This window comes from Sphingobium fontiphilum, from assembly GCF_014196635.1.
In the GTDB taxonomy this organism is placed as follows: Bacteria; Pseudomonadota; Alphaproteobacteria; order Sphingomonadales; family Sphingomonadaceae; genus Sphingobium; species Sphingobium fontiphilum.
Window position 1 is genome coordinate 467,473 of record NZ_JACIEB010000001.1, and the last position, 17,633, is coordinate 485,105.

At 64.4% G+C, this 17,633-nt stretch carries 16 protein-coding genes; 8 read left to right on the forward strand and 8 right to left on the reverse strand.

Annotation, left to right across the window (positions count from 1 at the left end; translation table 11 throughout):
- Window positions 1–404: 404 nt before the first annotated feature.
- The 5 genes from bioB to GGR44_RS02160 all read right to left on the reverse strand — a co-directional run bounded on the left by bioB (window position 405) and on the right by GGR44_RS02160 (window position 7,006).
- On the reverse strand, window positions 405–1,418 hold the full coding sequence (bioB, locus tag GGR44_RS02140; RefSeq protein WP_221214260.1) for a biotin synthase BioB: 1,014 nt from the start codon (window positions 1,416–1,418) through the stop codon (window positions 405–407).
- A gap of 77 nt (window positions 1,419–1,495) precedes the next feature.
- Window positions 1,496–3,664, reverse strand: coding sequence for a methylmalonyl-CoA mutase (scpA, locus tag GGR44_RS02145; protein WP_183953777.1), 2,169 nt, complete (start codon window positions 3,662–3,664; stop codon window positions 1,496–1,498).
- Between the two features lie 149 nt (window positions 3,665–3,813).
- Window positions 3,814–4,257 carry a methylmalonyl-CoA epimerase gene (gene mce, locus GGR44_RS02150; protein WP_183953778.1) on the reverse strand — a complete coding sequence of 148 codons (444 nt, stop codon included), beginning with the start codon at window positions 4,255–4,257 and terminating at the stop codon, window positions 3,814–3,816.
- A complete protein-coding gene (gene bktB / locus GGR44_RS02155; RefSeq protein WP_183953779.1) occupies window positions 4,254–5,435 on the reverse strand; it encodes a beta-ketothiolase BktB in 1,182 nt (393 codons plus the stop codon). Before bktB ends, mce begins: the two co-directional genes overlap by 4 nt.
- Before the next feature lie 38 nt (window positions 5,436–5,473).
- Window positions 5,474–7,006: an acyl-CoA carboxylase subunit beta gene (locus GGR44_RS02160; protein WP_183953780.1), complete on the reverse strand. Its 1,533-nt coding sequence runs from the start codon at window positions 7,004–7,006 to the stop codon at window positions 5,474–5,476.
- Between the two features lie 125 nt (window positions 7,007–7,131).
- Between GGR44_RS02160 and GGR44_RS02165 the strand changes: the two genes are divergently transcribed.
- Together GGR44_RS02165 and GGR44_RS02170 are read left to right on the forward strand one after the other, a co-directional pair.
- A complete protein-coding gene (locus GGR44_RS02165; protein ID WP_183953781.1) occupies window positions 7,132–8,547 on the forward strand; it encodes a helix-turn-helix domain-containing protein in 1,416 nt (471 codons plus the stop codon).
- Between the two features lie 61 nt (window positions 8,548–8,608).
- A complete protein-coding gene (locus GGR44_RS02170) occupies window positions 8,609–9,334 on the forward strand; it encodes a 2OG-Fe dioxygenase family protein (protein WP_183953782.1) in 726 nt (241 codons plus the stop codon).
- A gap of 4 nt (window positions 9,335–9,338) precedes the next feature.
- Here GGR44_RS02170 and gor read toward each other — a convergent pair whose 3' ends face one another.
- Window positions 9,339–10,685 (reverse strand): glutathione-disulfide reductase, encoded by a 1,347-nt coding sequence (gor, locus tag GGR44_RS02175; RefSeq protein WP_183953783.1) that lies wholly within the window; start codon window positions 10,683–10,685, stop codon window positions 9,339–9,341.
- Window positions 10,686–10,770: 85 nt separating this feature from the next.
- Window positions 10,771–12,276 carry a glucose-6-phosphate isomerase gene (gene pgi / locus GGR44_RS02180; RefSeq protein ID WP_183953784.1) on the reverse strand — a complete coding sequence of 502 codons (1,506 nt, stop codon included), beginning with the start codon at window positions 12,274–12,276 and terminating at the stop codon, window positions 10,771–10,773.
- Between the two features lie 180 nt (window positions 12,277–12,456).
- Between pgi and lepB the strand changes: the two genes are divergently transcribed.
- From lepB to era, 3 genes are all read left to right on the forward strand, one after another.
- A complete protein-coding gene (gene lepB, locus GGR44_RS02185; RefSeq protein ID WP_183953785.1) occupies window positions 12,457–13,281 on the forward strand; it encodes a signal peptidase I in 825 nt (274 codons plus the stop codon).
- Complete coding sequence (rnc, locus tag GGR44_RS02190) at window positions 13,230–13,949, forward strand: ribonuclease III (protein WP_183953786.1); 720 nt, start codon at window positions 13,230–13,232, stop codon at window positions 13,947–13,949. Before lepB ends, rnc begins: the two co-directional genes overlap by 52 nt.
- A 149-nt stretch (window positions 13,950–14,098) precedes the next feature.
- Window positions 14,099–15,007: a GTPase Era gene (era, locus tag GGR44_RS02195; protein ID WP_183953787.1), complete on the forward strand. Its 909-nt coding sequence runs from the start codon at window positions 14,099–14,101 to the stop codon at window positions 15,005–15,007.
- A gap of 4 nt (window positions 15,008–15,011) precedes the next feature.
- Here era and GGR44_RS02200 read toward each other — a convergent pair whose 3' ends face one another.
- Window positions 15,012–15,830, reverse strand: coding sequence for an ATP-binding protein (locus GGR44_RS02200; RefSeq protein WP_183953788.1), 819 nt, complete (start codon window positions 15,828–15,830; stop codon window positions 15,012–15,014).
- 117 nt (window positions 15,831–15,947) lie between these two features.
- Between GGR44_RS02200 and GGR44_RS02205 the strand changes: the two genes are divergently transcribed.
- From GGR44_RS02205 to GGR44_RS02215, 3 genes are all read left to right on the forward strand, one after another.
- Window positions 15,948–16,904, forward strand: a complete 957-nt coding sequence (locus tag GGR44_RS02205) for an L-threonylcarbamoyladenylate synthase (RefSeq protein WP_183953789.1) — start codon at window positions 15,948–15,950, stop codon at window positions 16,902–16,904.
- Between the two features lie 92 nt (window positions 16,905–16,996).
- Window positions 16,997–17,344, forward strand: coding sequence for a hypothetical protein (locus GGR44_RS02210; RefSeq protein WP_183953790.1), 348 nt, complete (start codon window positions 16,997–16,999; stop codon window positions 17,342–17,344).
- On the forward strand, window positions 17,341–17,589 hold the full coding sequence (locus GGR44_RS02215; RefSeq protein WP_246344270.1) for a hypothetical protein: 249 nt from the start codon (window positions 17,341–17,343) through the stop codon (window positions 17,587–17,589). Before GGR44_RS02210 ends, GGR44_RS02215 begins: the two co-directional genes overlap by 4 nt.
- The last annotated feature ends 44 nt before the right edge of the window (window positions 17,590–17,633 follow it).

Below are 17,633 nucleotides of genomic sequence, written 5' to 3' on the forward strand. Positions count from 1 at the left end.
AGAGCACCCAGTAAAATTGCCCATAGTCAGAGCAGAAATCTTTGACATCCCATTTGCAGGTTTCGCGAGACACCGCAGATGAACCCGCTAACCCCGAGACAATGCCGACTAGTCCGCAGGCCAACGCCATCAGGCTCCAGAGCGATAACTTCAGCCATCTCACACTCCGTCACCCTGAACTTGTTTCAGGGTCCATTCCTCCCCACAGACCATCGCGCGCGTCGGCACGATGGATGCTGAAACAAGTTCAGCATGACGCAGTGTGGAAACGCGGATCATGCGACAGCAACCCCACCCATATCCGTCATGCCGGACTTGATCCGGCATCCCGCTTTCTTCCCGCGCGAGGGCGAACAAGAAGCGGGACCCCGGATCAAGTCCGGGGTGACGGCGGTGGGCGTAGTTCACTCCGCCGCCTCCAGATGCCCGTGCGGCTGGGCCATCATCGGCGTCAGGCCGAGCTTGCCGAGCAGCAGCGCGTCCTTGTCGTCGCCCGCATTCGCCGCCGTCAGCAGCTTGTCGCCAGTGAAGATGCTGTTTGCACCGGCCATGAAGCACAGGGCCTGGCAGGCTTCGCTCATGCTCTCGCGGCCCGCGCTCAAGCGCACCATCGACTGCGGCATGACGATCCGCGCGACGGCGACGGTGCGGACGAATTCCACCTCGTCGATCTTGGCGAGCGGCGTGTCCTTCAGCATGTCGCCCAGCACCGTGCCCTCGACCGGGACGAGCGCGTTGATCGGCACGCTTTCGGGGTGCGGCATGGTGGCCAGCGCGTGGAGGAAGCCGATGCGGTCTTGCCGCGTCTCGCCCATGCCGACGATGCCGCCGCAGCACACGTTGATGCCCGCGTTGCGGACATTTTCCAGCGTCTCGATCCGGTCCTCAAACGTCCGCGTCGTAATGACGTTGGCGTAATTTTCCGGCGAGGTGTCGATATTGTGGTTGTAGTAATCCAGCCCCGCGTCTGCGAGCTGCCTGGCCTGCCCCTCGTCCAGCATGCCCAAGGTCATGCAGGTTTCCATGCCCATCGCGCGCACGCCCTGCACCATCGCGACCAGCTTGGGCATGTCTCTAGCCTTGGGGTTGCGCCAGGCCGCGCCCATGCAGAAGCGGCCCGATCCGTTGTCCTTGGCCTGCGCCGCCGCTTGCAGCACGGCCTGCACATCCATCAGCTTGGTGGCCTTGAGGCCGCTGTCCGCCTCGGTCGATTGCGAGCAATAGCCGCAATCCTCCGGGCAGGCGCCGGTCTTGATCGACAGCAGCGTGGAGAGCTGCACCTCATTACGCGGATGGTTCGCCCGGTGGATCGACTGCGCCTCGAACATCAGGTCGTTGAAGGGCATGTCGAACAGCGCGGCGATTTCCTCGCGGGTCCAGTCGCACCGCGCGTCAGCGGTGTTCCCCTGCGAAAGCAGGGGTCCAGGATGCCGGGCACTGCGTTTTGGGCCCTGGGCCCCTGCTTCCGCAGGAGCACCGATTATATTCAGCTCGGTCAAGCAGCTTCCTCCAGCCCGGCGGGGGGCATGTTGTGGCCGAGGAGGCGCAGCACATCGGCGGCGCATTCCACGACATTGGAGCCGGGACCATAAATCCCCTGGACGCCCGCGTCACGCAGGTAGTCATAATCCTGCGGCGGGATGACGCCGCCGGCGATGACCTTGATGTCGCTGCGACCAGCCGCTCGCAGCTTCTGGATCAGTTCCGGGATCAGCGTCTTGTGCCCGGCGGCGAGCGACGATGCGCCGACCACATCGACGCCGTTGTCCAGCGCCAGCACGACGGTTTCCTCCGGCGTCTGGAACAGCGGCCCCGACACCACGTCGAAACCCATATCCCCAAAGGCGGAGGCGATGACGTTGGCGCCCCGGTCGTGCCCGTCCTGCCCCATCTTGGCGACGAGCAGTTTGGGCTTGCGACCGAGGCGCCGTTCGACGGCCTGCACGCCGTCGAGAACCTGTTGCCAGCGGCTGTCGCCTTCATAGGGCGCGGCATAGACGCCCTTCACCGGTGTCGGCTGCGTGCCGTAGCGGTCAAAGCTCTCCTCCATCGCGGCGGAGATTTCGCCCAGCGTCGCGCGGGCGCGCGCAGCCTCCACCGCATGGGCAAGAAGGTTGGATTCGATCGACTGCGGCGCGGCGGCGGCATCGCGCAGCGCCTGCAACGCCCGCTGGCACGCGTCTTCGTCGCGCTCGGCCTTCACCTTGTTGATGCGGGCGATCTGCGCCTCGCGCACCTTGGCGTTGTCGACCTCCAGCGTTTCCAGCAGGTCTTCGTTCGCCAGGCGATATTTGTTGACGCCGACAATCACGTCGTCGCCCCGGTCGACGCGCGCCTGACGCGCGGCGGCGGCGGTTTCGATCATCGCCTTGGGCCAGCCGGCCGCCACGGCTTTCGCCATGCCGCCTTCGGCTTCCACCCGGTCGATGATCTCCTGCGCGGCGTCGACCAGTTGCTGGGTCAGCGCCTCGACATAATAGGAGCCGCCAAGGGGATCGACCACCTTGGTCATGCCGGTTTCTTCCTGGATCACGATCTGCGTGTTGCGCGCGATCCGGGCGGAAAAATCGGTGGGCAGCGCGATGGCTTCATCGAGCGCGTTGGTGTGCAGCGACTGGGTGCCGCCCAGCATCGCCGCCATCGCCTCGATCGTGGTGCGCATGACGTTGTTGTAAGGATCCTGCTCCGTCAGCGAGACGCCCGACGTCTGGCAGTGGGTGCGCAACATCTTCGACCGTTCGTCCTTCGCGCCCAGCTTCGTCATGGCGCGGTGCCAAAGAACGCGGGCGGCGCGCAGCTTGGCGATTTCCATGAAGAAATTCATGCCGATAGCGAAGAAGAAGGACAGGCGACCGGCGAATTTGTCGATGTCGAGGCCGCTGGCCACGCCGTACTTCACATATTCAATGCCGTCCGCGATGGTGAAGGCCAGTTCCTGCACCTGCGTCGCGCCGGCTTCCTGCATATGATAGCCGGAAATGGAGATGCTGTTGAACTTGGGCATCTCGCGGCTGGTATAGCCGAAAATGTCGGAAATGATCCGCATCGAGGGTTCGGGCGGGTAGATATAGGTGTTGCGGACCATGAACTCCTTCAGAATGTCGTTCTGGATGGTCCCGTCGAGCAATTTGCGCTCAACCCCCTGCTCCTCGCCCGCGACGATGAAGAAAGCGAGGATCGGGATCACCGCGCCGTTCATCGTCATGGAAACCGACATCTGGTCGAGCGGGATGCCGTCGAACAGGATCTTCATGTCGTCGATCGTGTCGATGGCCACGCCCGCCTTGCCGACGTCGCCGGTGACGCGCGGATGGTCGCTGTCATAGCCGCGATGGGTGGCGAGATCGAAGGCCACGGAGAGCCCCTTCTGCCCCGCCGCCAGATTGCGGCGATAGAAAGCGTTGGATTCCTCGGCCGTCGAAAAGCCCGCATATTGGCGGATGGTCCAGGGACGCCCGGCATACATCGAGGCGCGCACGCCGCGCGTAAACGGCGCGAAGCCGGGCAGGCCAGGATCGACCGTCACGTCCTGCGCGGTGTAGAGCGGCTTGACCGTGATCCCCTCGGGGGTCTCCCAGTTCAGATCCTTGCCCTTCACTTCCTTGGCGGCGGCGGCGGCCCATGCGTCCAGCGTTGGTCCGGCCTTGTTCGCGTCGTCGGTCATCGTCTTGCTCTACCTACCCTAAATCCAAATCCGTTCGCCCTGAGTAGAGGCTGAGCTTGTCGAAGCCTCGTATCGAAGGGTCTGCGCGCCACTGTCCTTCGATACGCCACTTCGACAAGCTCAGTGGCTACTCAGGACGAACGGTGATTTTAATGCCCCGCACCACTCTTCGGCGTTTCCATGATCTCCGTCAGCACCCCGTTCATGTCCTTGGGGTGGACGAAGAAGATCAGCGTGCCGTGCGCGCCGATGCGCGGTTCGCCCAGCACCTTCTTGCCCAGACCCTCGAACCAGGCCTTGGCTTCGTGAATGTCGGGCACTTCATAGCACATATGGTGCTGGCCGCCCGCCGGGTTTTTGGCGATGAAGCCATGGATCGGGCTGTTTTCACCCAGCGGCTCGATCAGTTCGATCTGCGTGCCATTGGTGCCGTTCTCGCCCGGCGTGTCGACGAAGCACACCCTCACCCCTTGGGCGGGCAGGTCGAACGGCTCGCAAATCTTCGTCGCGCCCATGACATCGCGATAATAGGCGATGCTGGCCTCCATCGAGGGAGTCGCGACGCCGATGTGGTTGAGGCGCCCCAGCTTCATGCGACGTTCTCGATAACCATGGCGATGCCCTGCCCGCCGCCGATGCACATGGTGATGAGGGCATATTTGCCGCCCGTGCGCTTGAGCTCATAGGCGGCCTTGATCGTCAATATGCCCCCGGTCGCGCCGATGGGGTGGCCCAGCGAAATGCCCGAACCATTGGGGTTGGTCCTGGCCGGATCGAACCCCAGTTCCTTCGCAACGCCACAAGCCTGCGCGGCAAAGGCTTCATTGGCCTCGATCACGTCCATCTGGTCGAGGGTCAGCCCGGCGCGCTCCAGCGCGATGGGAACCGCCTTCACCGGCCCCAGCCCCATAACCGACGGTTCGACCCCGGCATGGCCCCAGGCCAGGATTTTCGCCATCGGCTTCAATCCCTTGTCCGCCACCGCCTTGGCGCTGGCCAGGACGACGACGCTCGCGCCATCGTTGATGCCCGAAGCGTTGCCGGCCGTCACCGTGCCGTCCTTCTTGAACACGGGGCGAAGCGACGCCATCGATTCCAGCGAGGCGTCGGCGCGGACATGCTCGTCGGTATCGAAAATGGTCACGCCCTTGCGGGTCTTGACCTCGACCGGAACGATCTGCTCCTTGAAATAGCCGGCCGCGATGGCGGCGGCGGCGCGGCGATGGCTTTCCACCGCCGCCGCATCCTGATCTTCACGGCTGATCGCGCACAGCGCGGCCACATTTTCGGCCGTGACGCCCATGTGATAATTTTCAAACGGATCCTGCAACGCGCCCAGCATCGCGTCCATCATCACGATGTCGCCCATCTTCTGGCCGTTGCGCGCGCTCAACACCATGTGCGGGGCATTGGACATGGACTCCGCGCCACCGGCGACAGCGATGTCGTTTTCGCCCAAGGCAATGGCCTGCGCCGCCGAAATGATCGCCTGAAGGCCAGAACCGCACAGCCGGTTGACGTTCATCGCCGGCGTCGCGATCGGCACGCCCGCGTTCACCGCGGCCACGCGGCTGACATAGGCGTCCTTCGGCTGGGTCGGCACGACGGTGCCGATCACCACATTCTGCACATCGTCAGGCGCAATGCCGGCGCGGGCGATCGCTTCCTTGATGACGATCGCGCCCAGCTCCGCCGGGCGAAAAGACGCCAGCGAACCGCCGAAAGAGCCGATGGCGGTGCGCGCGCCGCTCACAATGAAAATATCGTTCATATCCGTCATTCCTGATAACCCTGGAAAAAGCCGATCCGTCAGAGCGGAATATTATCGTGCTTCTTCCAGGGATTTTCCAACTGCTTGTTCCGCAGCTTGCGCAGGCCCAGCGCAATCCGCTTGCGAGTCGAATGGGGCTGGATCACCTCGTCGATGAAGCCCTTGCTCGCCGCAACGAACGGGTTGGCGAAACGGTCTTCATATTCCTTGGTCTTTTCGGCGATTTCCTCGGGCGTCTTGCCACGGAAGATGATCTCCACCGCACCCTTCGCGCCCATCACCGCGATTTCGGCGGTCGGCCAGGCATAGTTGAGGTCGCCGCGCAGATGCTTGGAGGACATGACGTCATAGGCGCCGCCATAGGCCTTGCGCGTGATGACGGTGATCTTGGGAACGGTCGCCTCGGCATAGGCGAAGAGCAGCTTGGCCCCGTGCTTGATGATGCCGTTCAGTTCCTGCGCGGTGCCGGGCAGGAAGCCCGGCACGTCGACAAAAGTGACGATCGGAATTTCGAAAGCGTCGCAGAAGCGGACGAAACGCCCGGCCTTCTTGGACGAATTGATGTCCAGAACACCGGCCAGCACCATCGGCTGATTGGCGATGATGCCCACCGTCTTGCCTTCGACACGGCCGAAACCGCAAATGATGTTGCCGGCATGGGCGGGCTGAACTTCAAAGAAATCGCCTTCGTCGACAACCTTGCGGATCAGCTCGTGCATGTCATAGGGCTGGTTCGCGTTGGCCGGGATCAGCGTGTCGAGGCTCTCATCCATACGATCCCAAGGATCGGCGCTGGGACGCTCGGGCACCGGCTCGCGATTATTGGCAGGCAGGAAGTCGACAAAATCGCGGGTCGCGAGCAACGCTTCGAGGTCGTTTTCGAACGCTACATCGGCGACGCCCGACTTGCTGGTGTGGGTCACCGCGCCGCCCAACTCTTCCTGCGTCACGACCTCGTTGGTGACGGTCTTCACCACGTCCGGACCGGTCACGAACATGAAGCTCGAATCCTTCACCATGAAGATGAAGTCGGTCATCGCGGGCGAATAGACAGCGCCGCCCGCGCACGGCCCCATGATCAGGCTGATCTGCGGCACCACGCCGCTGGCCAGCACGTTGCGCTGGAAGATTTCGGCATAACCGCCCAGCGACGCCACGCCTTCCTGAATGCGCGCGCCGCCCGAGTCATTGAGGCCGATCACGGGCGCGCCAACCTTCAGCGCCATGTCCATGATCTTGCAGATCTTCATGGCGTGCCGCTCCGACACCGCGCCGCCATAAACGGTAAAGTCCTGGCTGAAGACAAACACCAGGCGACCATTGATGGTGCCCGAACCGGTAACGACGCCATCGCCCGGGATATGCTGCTCATCCATGCCAAAGTCGATGCAGTTATGCTCGACATACATGTCGATTTCTTCGAAGCTGCCTTCATCCAGCAGAACGTCCAGACGCTCGCGCGCGGTCAGCTTGCCCTTGCCGTGCTGGGCGTCGATGCGCCGCTGGCCGCCGCCCAGACGCGCGGCGTTGCGCTTTGCTTCGAGCTTTTCGATGATGGCGAGCTTGGACATAAGCAGCATCTCTCCGGGTATGCACACAGGAAATTTTGGATGATGCCCCTTTCCAATCTTTCGCTGTTTGCGCAAATGCAAATTTGCAAATTTGCAAATCACGATTTCGCAACTATGGTGCCGCCATGGCGCGTGGCAACCGAATATTCGCCGGCCCCCGGCTCCGTCAACTTCGCCTCGATCACCGCATGGATCAGGCGACGATGGCGCTGGCTCTGGGCATTTCCGTATCCTATCTGTCGCAATTGGAGAATGACGACCGGCCGCTCACCGCGAAGGTGAAGGCCGCCCTCGCCAACGCCTTTCCGGTGGATTGGGCGAGTTTCGACAGCCGCGAGGATGAGCAGCTTCTGGGCGCCTTCGCCTTCGCCCTGTCGCACCCCGAACTGCCTGGCGCCGCGCTGGAGCCGGAACGGATCGAGAAGCTCCACCTTCAATTTCCCGAATTCGCGGCGCGCTATGTCGATCTTTATAACGCCCATATGCGCGCCAACGAGCGGATCGCGATGATCGAGGAAGCCATCGCCAACGACCATGAGGTGCAGGCCCGCCTGCCTTGGGAAGCGGCCCGCGACTGGTTTCATGAGGCGGGCAATTATGTCCACGCCATCGACTGCCTGGCCGAAGACATGGCGGCCAGCTTCACCGCCGGGCAGGTTCTGGATGAAGGTATGCTGGTCGAGGCGCTGGCGCGCCGCCATGGCATCACCACCCTGATCGAAGATACGCCGGACTCTTCGCTGCGTTCCTATGCCAGCGGCGACCGGACATTGTTCATCAACGCGGCGCTGCCGACGGAAAGCCGCAAGTTCATGCTGGCCCACCAGTTGATGATGCTCGAAGGACAGGCGGTCATCGCCGATGTGGTGCGGCGGGCCGCCATGCCGGTGCCGGGGGCGGATCGCCTGCTCACCGTCGGCCTGGGCAATTACGCCGCGGGGGCGCTGTTGATGCCCTACGCCCCGTTTCGCGAATCTGCGCGGGAGGTAAGGCACGACATCGACCGGCTGGCCCGGCGATTCGGCGTCAGCTTCGAACAGGCCTGTCACCGCCTGTCCACGCTCCAGCGCCCCGGCCTGCGCGGTATCCCCTTCTTCTTCTGCCGGGTCGACATGGCGGGCAACATCACCAAGCGGCATAGCGCCACCCGTCTGCAATTCGCCCGTTTCGGCGGCGCCTGCCCGCTGTGGAACGTCCATGAAGCGGTGGCCGTTCCCGACCGGATCAACGTGCAACTGGGCGAAACGCCGGACGGCGTCCGCTATGTCTCGATGGCCAAGGGACTGGTGAAGCCGTCGGGCAGCTATTCGCGCACCCCCCGCCGTTTCGCCGTTGTGCTGGGCTGCGAAGTCGCCCATGCGGCGAACTTCGTCTATGCCGACGGGCTGCGGCTGGAGGATGAGGGGGCAGCGACGCCGATCGGCATCACCTGCCGCCTCTGTTCGCGCCAGAGTTGCGACCAGCGCGCCTTCCCGCCCGCCGACCGGCCTATTCACGTTGACCCCGACAATCGCCAGATCGTGCCCTACTGGATCGGCTGAGCGGCCCACCCTGCGGGAAATGGCCCTGCCGCTCGTTGGTGCCGGGCGTATGATGTCAGCCATGGTTCAGGACACACGCCCATCGTCTGCTGCCGAGGCGCTCCACCATGCGATGATGGACCGGGGCTTTGCGCGGCTGCCGGGCGCGAACACCCTGATGTTGCTGGAAGGTGCGGCGAGCCAATGGGCCGATTTCGCGCAAAGCTGGGACCGGCTTGGTCCCGACCTCTACATGGCCGATGGCGGTCGCTATCGGCGGCGGCGCCACGCCGCTTTCACCTGTGAGCAGGGGCGTTTCATCCGCAAGCCGCATCAGCCCCATTATCAGAGCCGCGACTACAATCCCCTGAATGGCGATGTGCAACGCTGGTTCGATCCGGTCGAACAATCGACGGTGGAAAATGGCGTGATGCCCGCCTTGATGAAACTGTGCGCGCGTGTTTTCGATCCCGACCGCTCCAGCCGCTGGCATGTCGAGGCGCACCAGTTCCGGATCGAGGCGCAGGCCGGCGCCGCAGGCCGCCCCACGCCGGAGGGTATGCACCGCGACGGCGTCGACCATGTGTTCGTCATGCTGGTCGAGCGCCGCAATGTCCGCGAAGGCGTCACCCGCATCGGGGCGCCGGACGGCGCGCCGATGGGCGAATTCACCCTCACGCAACCGGGCGACGCCATGTTCATCGACGACCATCGCATCATGCACGGCGTCACCGAAATCCACCCCATTGATCAGGCCCGCCCCGCATGGCGGGACGCGCTGGTCATCACCTTCGCGGCGGAACGCTGAACGCCTATTTCAGCAGCACCAGCTCTTCAGCCATGCTGGGATGCAAGGCCACCGTATCGTCGAACTGCTGCTTGGTCAGGCCCGCTTTCACTGCGATGGCCGCGGCCTGCAATATTTCCGGCGCATCCGGGCCGATCATATGCAGGCCCACGACGCGGTCGGTCGTCGCGTTGACCACCATCTTGTAAAGCGCCCGCTCCTCGCGGCCCGCCAGCACATTCTTCATCGGCCGGAAATCGGACGTATAGATCTTCACCGTCCCCAGTTTGTTGCGCGCCTGCGCCTCGGTCATCCCGACCGCCGCCAGCGGCGGATGGCTGAACACGGCCGAAGGAATGCAATCATAGTCGACGGTGCGCGGATTGCCGCCAAAGACGGTATCCGCAAAGGCATGGCCTTCGCGGATGGCGACGGGGGTCAATTGCACACGGTCGGTCACATCGCCCACCGCATAGATGCTCTCGCAACTGGTGCGATTATGCGCGTCGACCCTGATTGCGCCCTTGTCATCCAGCGCCACGCCCGCCGATTCCAGTCCCAGCCCGGCGACATTGGGCTTGCGTCCCGTGGCGAAGAGTACGATGTCGCAGCCAATCGGGTCGCCATGGGCGAAATGCATCGTCAACGATCCGTCTTCCTGCTTCTCGATCCGCTCCATCGCCGCGTTGAAACGAAACTGGATGCCCTTGGTCATCGAAATCTGGAGCAGCCGGTCGCGTATCTGTTCGTCATAACCGCGCAGCAACGCAGCCGACCGGTTGACGATCGTCACATGACTGCCGAACTGGTGAAAAATGCCGGCAAACTCATTGGCGATGTAGCCGCCGCCAACGATGACGATGCGTTTGGGGCATTGATCCAGGTGGAACACCTCGTTGGAGGTAATGCCATGTTCGGCGCCCTCCATCTCCGGGACCATTGGCCAGGCGCCGGTGGCGATCAGGATCACTTTGGCGGTGATCTCCCGTCCGCTGGCCAGCTTCACGCCATGCGGTCCGGTAACGGTGGCGCGCTCGGCGAACAGCGTCACCTTGTGACTGTCGAGCGTGTTCCTGTAGAGTCCCTCCAGCCGGTCGACATCGGCCAGCACATTGTCGCGCAACGCCGGCCAGTCGAAATCGCAATCGGGCACGCGCCAGCCGAAACGCCGGGCGTCCTTCAGGTCTTCGGCGAAATGGGCGCCGTAGATAAGCAGCTTCTTGGGCACGCAGCCGCGGATGACGCATGTGCCGCCGACCCGATATTCCTCCGCCACCGCAACCCGCGCGCCATGCGCCGCCGCGACGCGCGCGGCGCGCACCCCGCCCGATCCCGCGCCGATGACGAAAAGGTCGAAATCATAATCGCTCATGCCAATCTCCGCTTTGTCGAGGCGGATATGGCGGCGCGGGAGGCCGGTTACAAACGCTAAACTGTTTCAGGCGGCAAAGCCTGCGCTACATGCCGCCAAAGGCGCGTTCGATCAGCGCCATGGTGGAGGGATCGAACCCCTTTGGTCCCTCCTCGGCAATGGATCGGGCGATCTCCTTGCCCAGTTCCACGCCGAACTGGTCGAACGGATTGACCTCCATCAGCACTGCGTTGACGAAAGTGCGGTGCTCGTAAAAGGCGATCAACGCACCCAGCGATTCTGGCGTCACATCGTCGAGCAGGATCGTCGTCGACGGCCGGTTTCCAGGATAGGCGCGGGCCGGATCGTCGGCATTGTCGCGCCCGCGCAACAGGGCTGCGCCCTGCGCGAAGCAACTCGTCAGCAGCGCGCGATGATGGGCGGGGTCAAGCGCGTGCCCCGGCTCCACCGATGCGATGAATTCGACCGGCGACAGGATCGTGCCCTGATGCAGCAACTGGAACACCGCATGTTGCGCATCCGTGCCCACCCCGCCCCAGGTGATCGGCGCTGTCGGCCCCTCGACCGGAACGCCGTCCCGCGTCACGCCCTTGCCGTTGCTTTCCATCTCCAGTTGCTGGAGATAGGCGGGCAGCAGGCGCAGCCGCTCGTCATAGGCAAAGACAGCGCGGGTCTGGCATTGCCGCACCCGCGCATAATATTGGTCGACAAAGGCCGCGATCATCGGCGCATTGGCGCGCGGCGGGGCCAGCCGGAAATGGCGGTCCATCGCCGCCGCCCCTTCCAGCATCGTTTCGAAATCGTCCCAGCCCAGCGCCAGCGCGGCGGCAAACCCCACTGACGACCAGAGCGAATAGCGGCCGCCGACACTTTCCGAAAAAGGCAGGATGCGGGTTTCGTCGACGCCCCATTCCATGGCTCGGTCAGGATCGGCGGTCAGCGCCACGATCCGGCCAAAGGGGTCGTCCACCCCGCCCTCCACCAGCCAGTTAACGGCGCTGGCCGCGTTCAGCAGGGTTTCGGTGGTGGTGAAGGTTTTCGATGCGACGACGATGATGGTGGCGCCCGGATCAAAGCGATCCATCGCCCTTTCCAGCGCAACGCCATCGACATTGGAAACGACGGCGACGTCGTAAAGCGCGCCCGAGCCGCCCAGCGCGTCAATGAGCAGATCGGGGCCAAGCGCCGACCCGCCGATGCCGATATGCAGGATGTGGCGCACCGGCCCCAGCGCCTCCGCCTCGATCGCGTCGACCAGGGCCCGCATGCGGCCGTGCAGCATCCGCGCCCGCGCGACGCTGTCGGCTGCGCCCTCGCCGCGTTCAGCGCCATGCTCGGCCGCCCGTCCCTCGCTCACGTTGACGGCGTCGCCCGCGAACATCGCGTCCCGCCATCCCGCGACATTGCGTTCCTCGGCCAGGTCGACGAAGCCATCCATCACCGTTTCGGACAGATGCGTCTTCGACCAGTCGAAGCGGATGGGCCCCTGGGTCAGCACATAACGGGACAGGCGATCAGGGTCGGTCGTGAACACCGACCGCAAATCTATCTGCTTCACCTCTCTCAATTCATCCAACGCAGTCTTCGTCATTGTGCGACCATCCTTTTGCGACCCTGATCGATATCGAAGCTGCACTCGTCGATTCTCCTTCACATTAGACGGAAAGACCTTGCATTGCACCGGCCATGCGCTTGACGCAGACCCATGAACGCCCCAAAAGCCGCGACGCTCCCTGTCGCGGGAGAAAACGCAAGGAAAAGACGGCCAGGCATGAGCGCAAAATCGGAAACGCGGGATTTCCTCTGGTTCCTCGTCAAGTTGGGGCTGTTCGTCTTCATCCTGCGCAGCTTCATCGTCTCGCCCTTCAACATCCCGTCGGAATCCATGCAGCCGCGCCTGCTGATCGGCGATTATCTGCTGGTCGCCAAATGGCCCTATGGCTATTCGCGCTATTCGCTGCCTTTCGGCCTCCCGCTTATCCCCGGCCGCATCTTTTCGAGCCTGCCTCAGCGCGGCGACGTGGCCGTGTTCAAGGCGCCGCCGAACCAGAAGAACGACTATATCAAGCGGGTGATCGGCCTGCCGGGCGACATGATCTCGGTGAAGGGCGGCACGGTCTACCTCAACGGACAGGCCATTCCCAAGCAGAAGGTGGCTGATCTCGTCATCCCGGTAACGCCCAACATGGTCGATGCGGCGGCGCACGAAAATGCGCCTTCCCCCTGCTATCGCGAACGCTTCGAGGAAGCGGCGCCCGGCGGCGGCAGGCAGTGCCGCTACCCGCAGTTCCGCGAGACGCTGCCCGGCGGCAAAAGCTACAATGTGCTCGACCTTGAACCGGCCGGCCCGGCGGACGATTTCGATACGGTGCTGGTGCCGCAGGGCCATTTGTTCATGATGGGCGATAATCGCGATCGCAGCGCCGACAGCCGCTTCCCCGCGGTCGATGGCGGCGGCATTGGCATGGTGCCGCAGGAAAATCTGGTCGGCAAGGCGCTCGTGTCCGTCTTCTCCACGGATGGCGGCGCCAACTGGCTGCTGCCATGGACCTGGTTCACCGCCGCCCGCTGGGGCCGTATCGGGGAAGGCTTTTGAACCGACCCGAAACCGCCGCATGGGTGCAGGAGCTGATCGGGCGCGCCCCCCGCCAGCCCGACCGCTTCACCCAGGCGCTCACCCATGGCAGCGCCAAGGCCGATCATTATGAACGGCTGGAATTTCTGGGCGACCGGGTGCTCGGCCTTGTGGTCGCGGAATGGCTTTACGAGCGTTTTCCCGAAGAGCCGGAGGGCAATCTCTCCCGCCGCTTCAACGCTCTGGTATCGGGCGAAACCTGCGCCGACATCGCCCGCAGCGCAGGCGTGCCCCAGCATATTCGCCTGGGCAAGCAGGCGCGCGACGATGGCGCCGTCGACAGCGTCAACGTGCTTGGCGACGTCATGGAGGCGCTGATCGGCGCGCTCTTTCTGGAGGGCGGTCTGGACGAGGCGAAGGCGCTGGTCCGTCGCCTGTGGGCCGACCGCGTCGACACCCAGCGCGCCGCGCCCAAACATCCCAAATCCGCGCTGCAGGAATGGGCCGCCGCCAACCGGCGCAAGCCGCCCGAATATGTGATGACCGACCGGTCCGGCCCTCATCACGCCCTGCGCTTCACCGTCACCGTCGCAATCAAGGGCGCGGGCGAAGCGAGCGCAACGGGCGGGTCGAAGCAGGAGGCCGAAACCGCGGCGGCGCTGGCCCTGCTGGAGAAGCTGGCGGGATAGGCGCAGCTTCCCCTCCAGACAGAAAAGACATAGAATATCCTCGTCATCCCGGGCTTGACCCGGGATCCCGCTTTCTTTCTGCCAAGTCAGCGAGAAGCAGCGGACTTCCTCCGGGATGACGGGATGGCCTCGGGCGAACGGAGTTATTTTTGAAATCTGATACTTCAAACCAGAGCTGCGGCGTCATCGCCATCGTCGGCGCGCCCAATGCGGGCAAATCGACGCTGGTCAACGCGCTGGTGGGGCAAAAGGTGGCGATCACCAGCCCCAAGGCGCAGACCACCCGCACCCGCGTGATGGGCGTCGCGATCGAGGGCGACGCGCAGATGGTGCTGGTCGACACGCCCGGCATTTTCGCGCCGAAAAGGCGGCTGGACCGCGCCATGGTGCAAGCGGCCTGGGGCGGCGCGCAGGGCGCCGACCTGATCGCCGTGATCGTCGATGGCAAGGCGGGGCTCGGCCCCAAGCTCGAACCGATCATGGAATCGCTAGCGGGCCGTTCCGAACGCAAATGGCTGGTCCTGAACAAGGTGGACATCGCCGCCAAGGACAAGCTGCTCACCCACACCCAGCGGCTGAACGACAAACTGGTCTTTGACGAGACGTTGTTTGTGTCGGCCGCGACCGGCGACGGGCTGCCTGAACTGAAAAGCGCCTTTGCCGCCGCCATGCCCAAGGGGCCGTGGCATTTCCCCGAAGATCAGGTGTCGGACGCGACCGACCGGATGCTGGCGGCGGAAATCACCCGGGAGCAGCTATACCACCAGTTGCACGCCGAACTCCCCTATGCCGCCGCCGTTCACACCGAAAAATATAGCGAGCGCGACGACGGATCGGTCGAAATCCACCAGCAGATATTGATCGGCCGCCCGACGCAGCGCGCCATCGTGCTGGGCAAGGGCGGCCAGCGCCTGAAGGAAATCGGGTCGAAGGCCCGCGCCGAACTCGCTGCGCTGCTCGGCGTCAAGGTCCACCTCTATCTTCATGTGAAGGTGAAGGAGGATTGGGAGGAAGATCGCGGCATCTACCGCGACATCGGCCTCGACTGGGTGGACTGATCGGCTACAGCGTCAGGCCGTTTCGTCCGGCAAGCTCCACCACATATTGCCAGGCGACACGGCCCGACCGGCTGCCCCGGCGGGTCGCCCACTGGATCGCATCCAGCGGATCGAAAGCAAGGCCCAGCGCCTCCGCATAGCCCGCGACGATGGCGACATAGGCGTCCTGATCGATCGCGTGGAAGCCCAGCGACAGGCCGAAACGATCGGACAAAGCCATCTTGTCGTCGACCACGTCGCGCGGGTTGACCGGATCGTCCTGTTCCGACAGATGGCGGGGCACGATGTGCCGGCGGTTGGAAGTGACATAGAGCCGGACATTGGCCGGCCGTGCCGATGTGCCCCCTTGCAACAGCGAACGCAGCGTGCGCGCCGCCCCGGCCCCACCCTCTTCAAAGCCCAGATCGTCGAGGAACAGGATGAAGGGGCGGCTCGTCGCGCGCAGCAGGGAAAACAGGCGCGGCAGGCTGGCCAGATCGTCGATGGCGCATTGCAGCAGGGCGATATTCGCGCCCTCCCCTTGCAATTGCCCCACCACCGCGCCCACGACCGCCGACTTGCCCGTGCCGCGCGCGCCCCACAGCAAGACGTCATGGGCCGCATGACCGGCGGCATGGCGGCGGCTGTTTTCCAGCACCGCGCCCTTTTGTGCATCGATGCCCGAAAGCAGGCCGAAATCGACCGGCGCGAAACCTTCGGCCGGGGCGATGGCGCCGCCGTCCCAGACATAGGCCGGGTGCGCGTTCAGATCGGCCTGGGCGGACGCGGGCGGCGCAATCCGTTCCAGCGCCTCGGCGATACGGGTGAGCAGGACATCGTTCATGGCAGCGCCTTACGCGCGACGCGACGGCCGCTCAAGCCTCGTGCGGCCCGGACGAATCCGTCATTGAACTGACGCAATGCCCTTTTACGGCAAATTTTCAGGGGCTATAGCGGGGTTGTGACCATTTCGACCGCCAACTTCACGACCAGGGTAAGCCGTTATGGCGCAGAGTCCCTGCGCGAAGCGGCCTTGCTGATCCGTGCCGGTGAACCTGTCGCCGTGCCGACCGAAACCGTCTATGGTCTGGCCGCCGACGCCACCGATCCGCAAGCGGTCGCCGCCATCTTCGCCGCCAAGGGGCGGCCCGGCTTCAATCCGCTGATTGTGCATGTCGCCGACCGGGCGATGGCGGAGCGGCTGGTCCATCTTCCGCCGTCGGCCGCGACGCTGGCCGACGCCTTCTGGCCCGGCCCGTTGACGCTGGTCCTGCCTGTGCGCGCCGATAGCGGCCTTGCCCCGGCCGTCATGGCGGGCTTGCCGACCGTCGCCATCCGCCTGCCCGCCCATCCGGCCATGCGCGCGCTGATCCGCGAAAGCGGCCGACCGCTGGCGGCCCCTTCCGCCAACCGCAGCGGATCGATCAGTCCCACCCGCGCCGAACATGTCCTCGGCAGCCTGAACGGCAGGGTCAGGCTGGTGCTGGATGAAGGCCCGACCAGCGAGGGGCTGGAATCCACCATCGTCGCCCCTGAAGACACGCATATTCGGCTCTTGCGCCCCGGCCCCGTGACGAGCGCGATGCTCGAAAAGGCGAGCGGCCTGCCCGTCATCAACGGGCTCACGCCCGGCAAGGTCGAGGCCCCAGGTCAACTCGCCAGCCATTACGCCCCGTCAAAACCTGTGCGACTGAACGCCGAGCGCGCGGAGCCGGACGAATATCTGATCGGTTTCGGCCTGATGCCCTGCCACGCCAATCTGAGCGTGGAAGCGGACCTGAAGGAAGCCGCCGCCCATCTCTTCGCCCTGTTGCATCAGGCCGACGCCAGCACGGCGGCAAGGATCGCCATTGCGCCCATACCCGATGAGGGGCTGGGCATCGCGATCAACGACAGGCTGCGCCGCGCCGCCGCCTGATCTCGACGGATAGGCGGCGAAGCGTTCGTGGCATAGTCCGAACCGCCGGACGGATGGGGGAACCGAAACCCGCCGCCCGCCGTTCTTTCCTTATGATCGATACCGGGCCCAAACTTATGCCGACGACGCTGATCGAGCGACTGGCGCGCCATCTGGCCGCCGGGGCAGGCGTGGACTGGAGCCAGCGGATCGACAGGGCGGTCGGGATCATTGCGCTGATGAAAACGCCCGATCAGAAAATGAGCCGCGCCGGGGACGAGACGCACTGGCGCGCGATGATCGACGCCGCCCTGCGCCAGCGGGCGGCGCTGCCCGGCACAAAGGATGAACCGCCGATGGGCGCCGGCACAGATGAAGAGGGCGAAGCCGCCCTGCCCGATGACCCCTCGCCCAGCGACGATGGTGGCGGCTGGGTGCAATTTCAGCAGGAGAAGCAATGATGATGCAATGGCTTAAACTGGCCGCGATCGGCGGCGTCGCCGCCTGGGCTTGGAAACATGGCCGCGACAGTGGCCTGCAATCCCATGCTTCGGTTTCCCGCAGCGACGCGCCAAACCCGGTGCGCGACGCCGGCCCGGATGAACAGGAGGGCATTTCGGCCCAGGACTGGGATTTGATCGATCAGCAGGCCGACGAATCCTTTCCCGCCAGCGACCCGCCAGCCAATTATCGCGGCGTCCACTGATCGAGGCCCCTGCCGGGCGCGCCTGATACAACAGCCCCGTTGCC

Coding starts and splice junctions, on each gene's coding strand:
- scpA (WP_183953777.1), bottom strand. CDS start 3,664: ATGACCGACGACGCGAACAAGGCCGGACCAACGCTGGACGCATGGGCC.
- mce (WP_183953778.1), bottom strand. CDS start 4,257: ATGAAGCTGGGGCGCCTCAACCACATCGGCGTCGCGACTCCCTCGATG.
- bktB (WP_183953779.1), bottom strand. CDS start 5,435: ATGAACGATATTTTCATTGTGAGCGGCGCGCGCACCGCCATCGGCTCT.
- GGR44_RS02160 (WP_183953780.1), bottom strand. CDS start 7,006: ATGTCCAAGCTCGCCATCATCGAAAAGCTCGAAGCAAAGCGCAACGCC.
- GGR44_RS02165 (WP_183953781.1), top strand. CDS start 7,132: ATGGCGCGTGGCAACCGAATATTCGCCGGCCCCCGGCTCCGTCAACTT.
- GGR44_RS02170 (WP_183953782.1), top strand. CDS start 8,609: ATGGTTCAGGACACACGCCCATCGTCTGCTGCCGAGGCGCTCCACCAT.
- gor (WP_183953783.1), bottom strand. CDS start 10,685: ATGAGCGATTATGATTTCGACCTTTTCGTCATCGGCGCGGGATCGGGC.
- pgi (WP_183953784.1), bottom strand. CDS start 12,276: ATGACGAAGACTGCGTTGGATGAATTGAGAGAGGTGAAGCAGATAGAT.
- lepB (WP_183953785.1), top strand. CDS start 12,457: ATGAGCGCAAAATCGGAAACGCGGGATTTCCTCTGGTTCCTCGTCAAG.
- rnc (WP_183953786.1), top strand. CDS start 13,230: ATGGACCTGGTTCACCGCCGCCCGCTGGGGCCGTATCGGGGAAGGCTT.
- GGR44_RS02200 (WP_183953788.1), bottom strand. CDS start 15,830: ATGAACGATGTCCTGCTCACCCGTATCGCCGAGGCGCTGGAACGGATT.
- GGR44_RS02210 (WP_183953790.1), top strand. CDS start 16,997: ATGATCGATACCGGGCCCAAACTTATGCCGACGACGCTGATCGAGCGA.
- GGR44_RS02215 (WP_246344270.1), top strand. CDS start 17,341: ATGATGATGCAATGGCTTAAACTGGCCGCGATCGGCGGCGTCGCCGCC.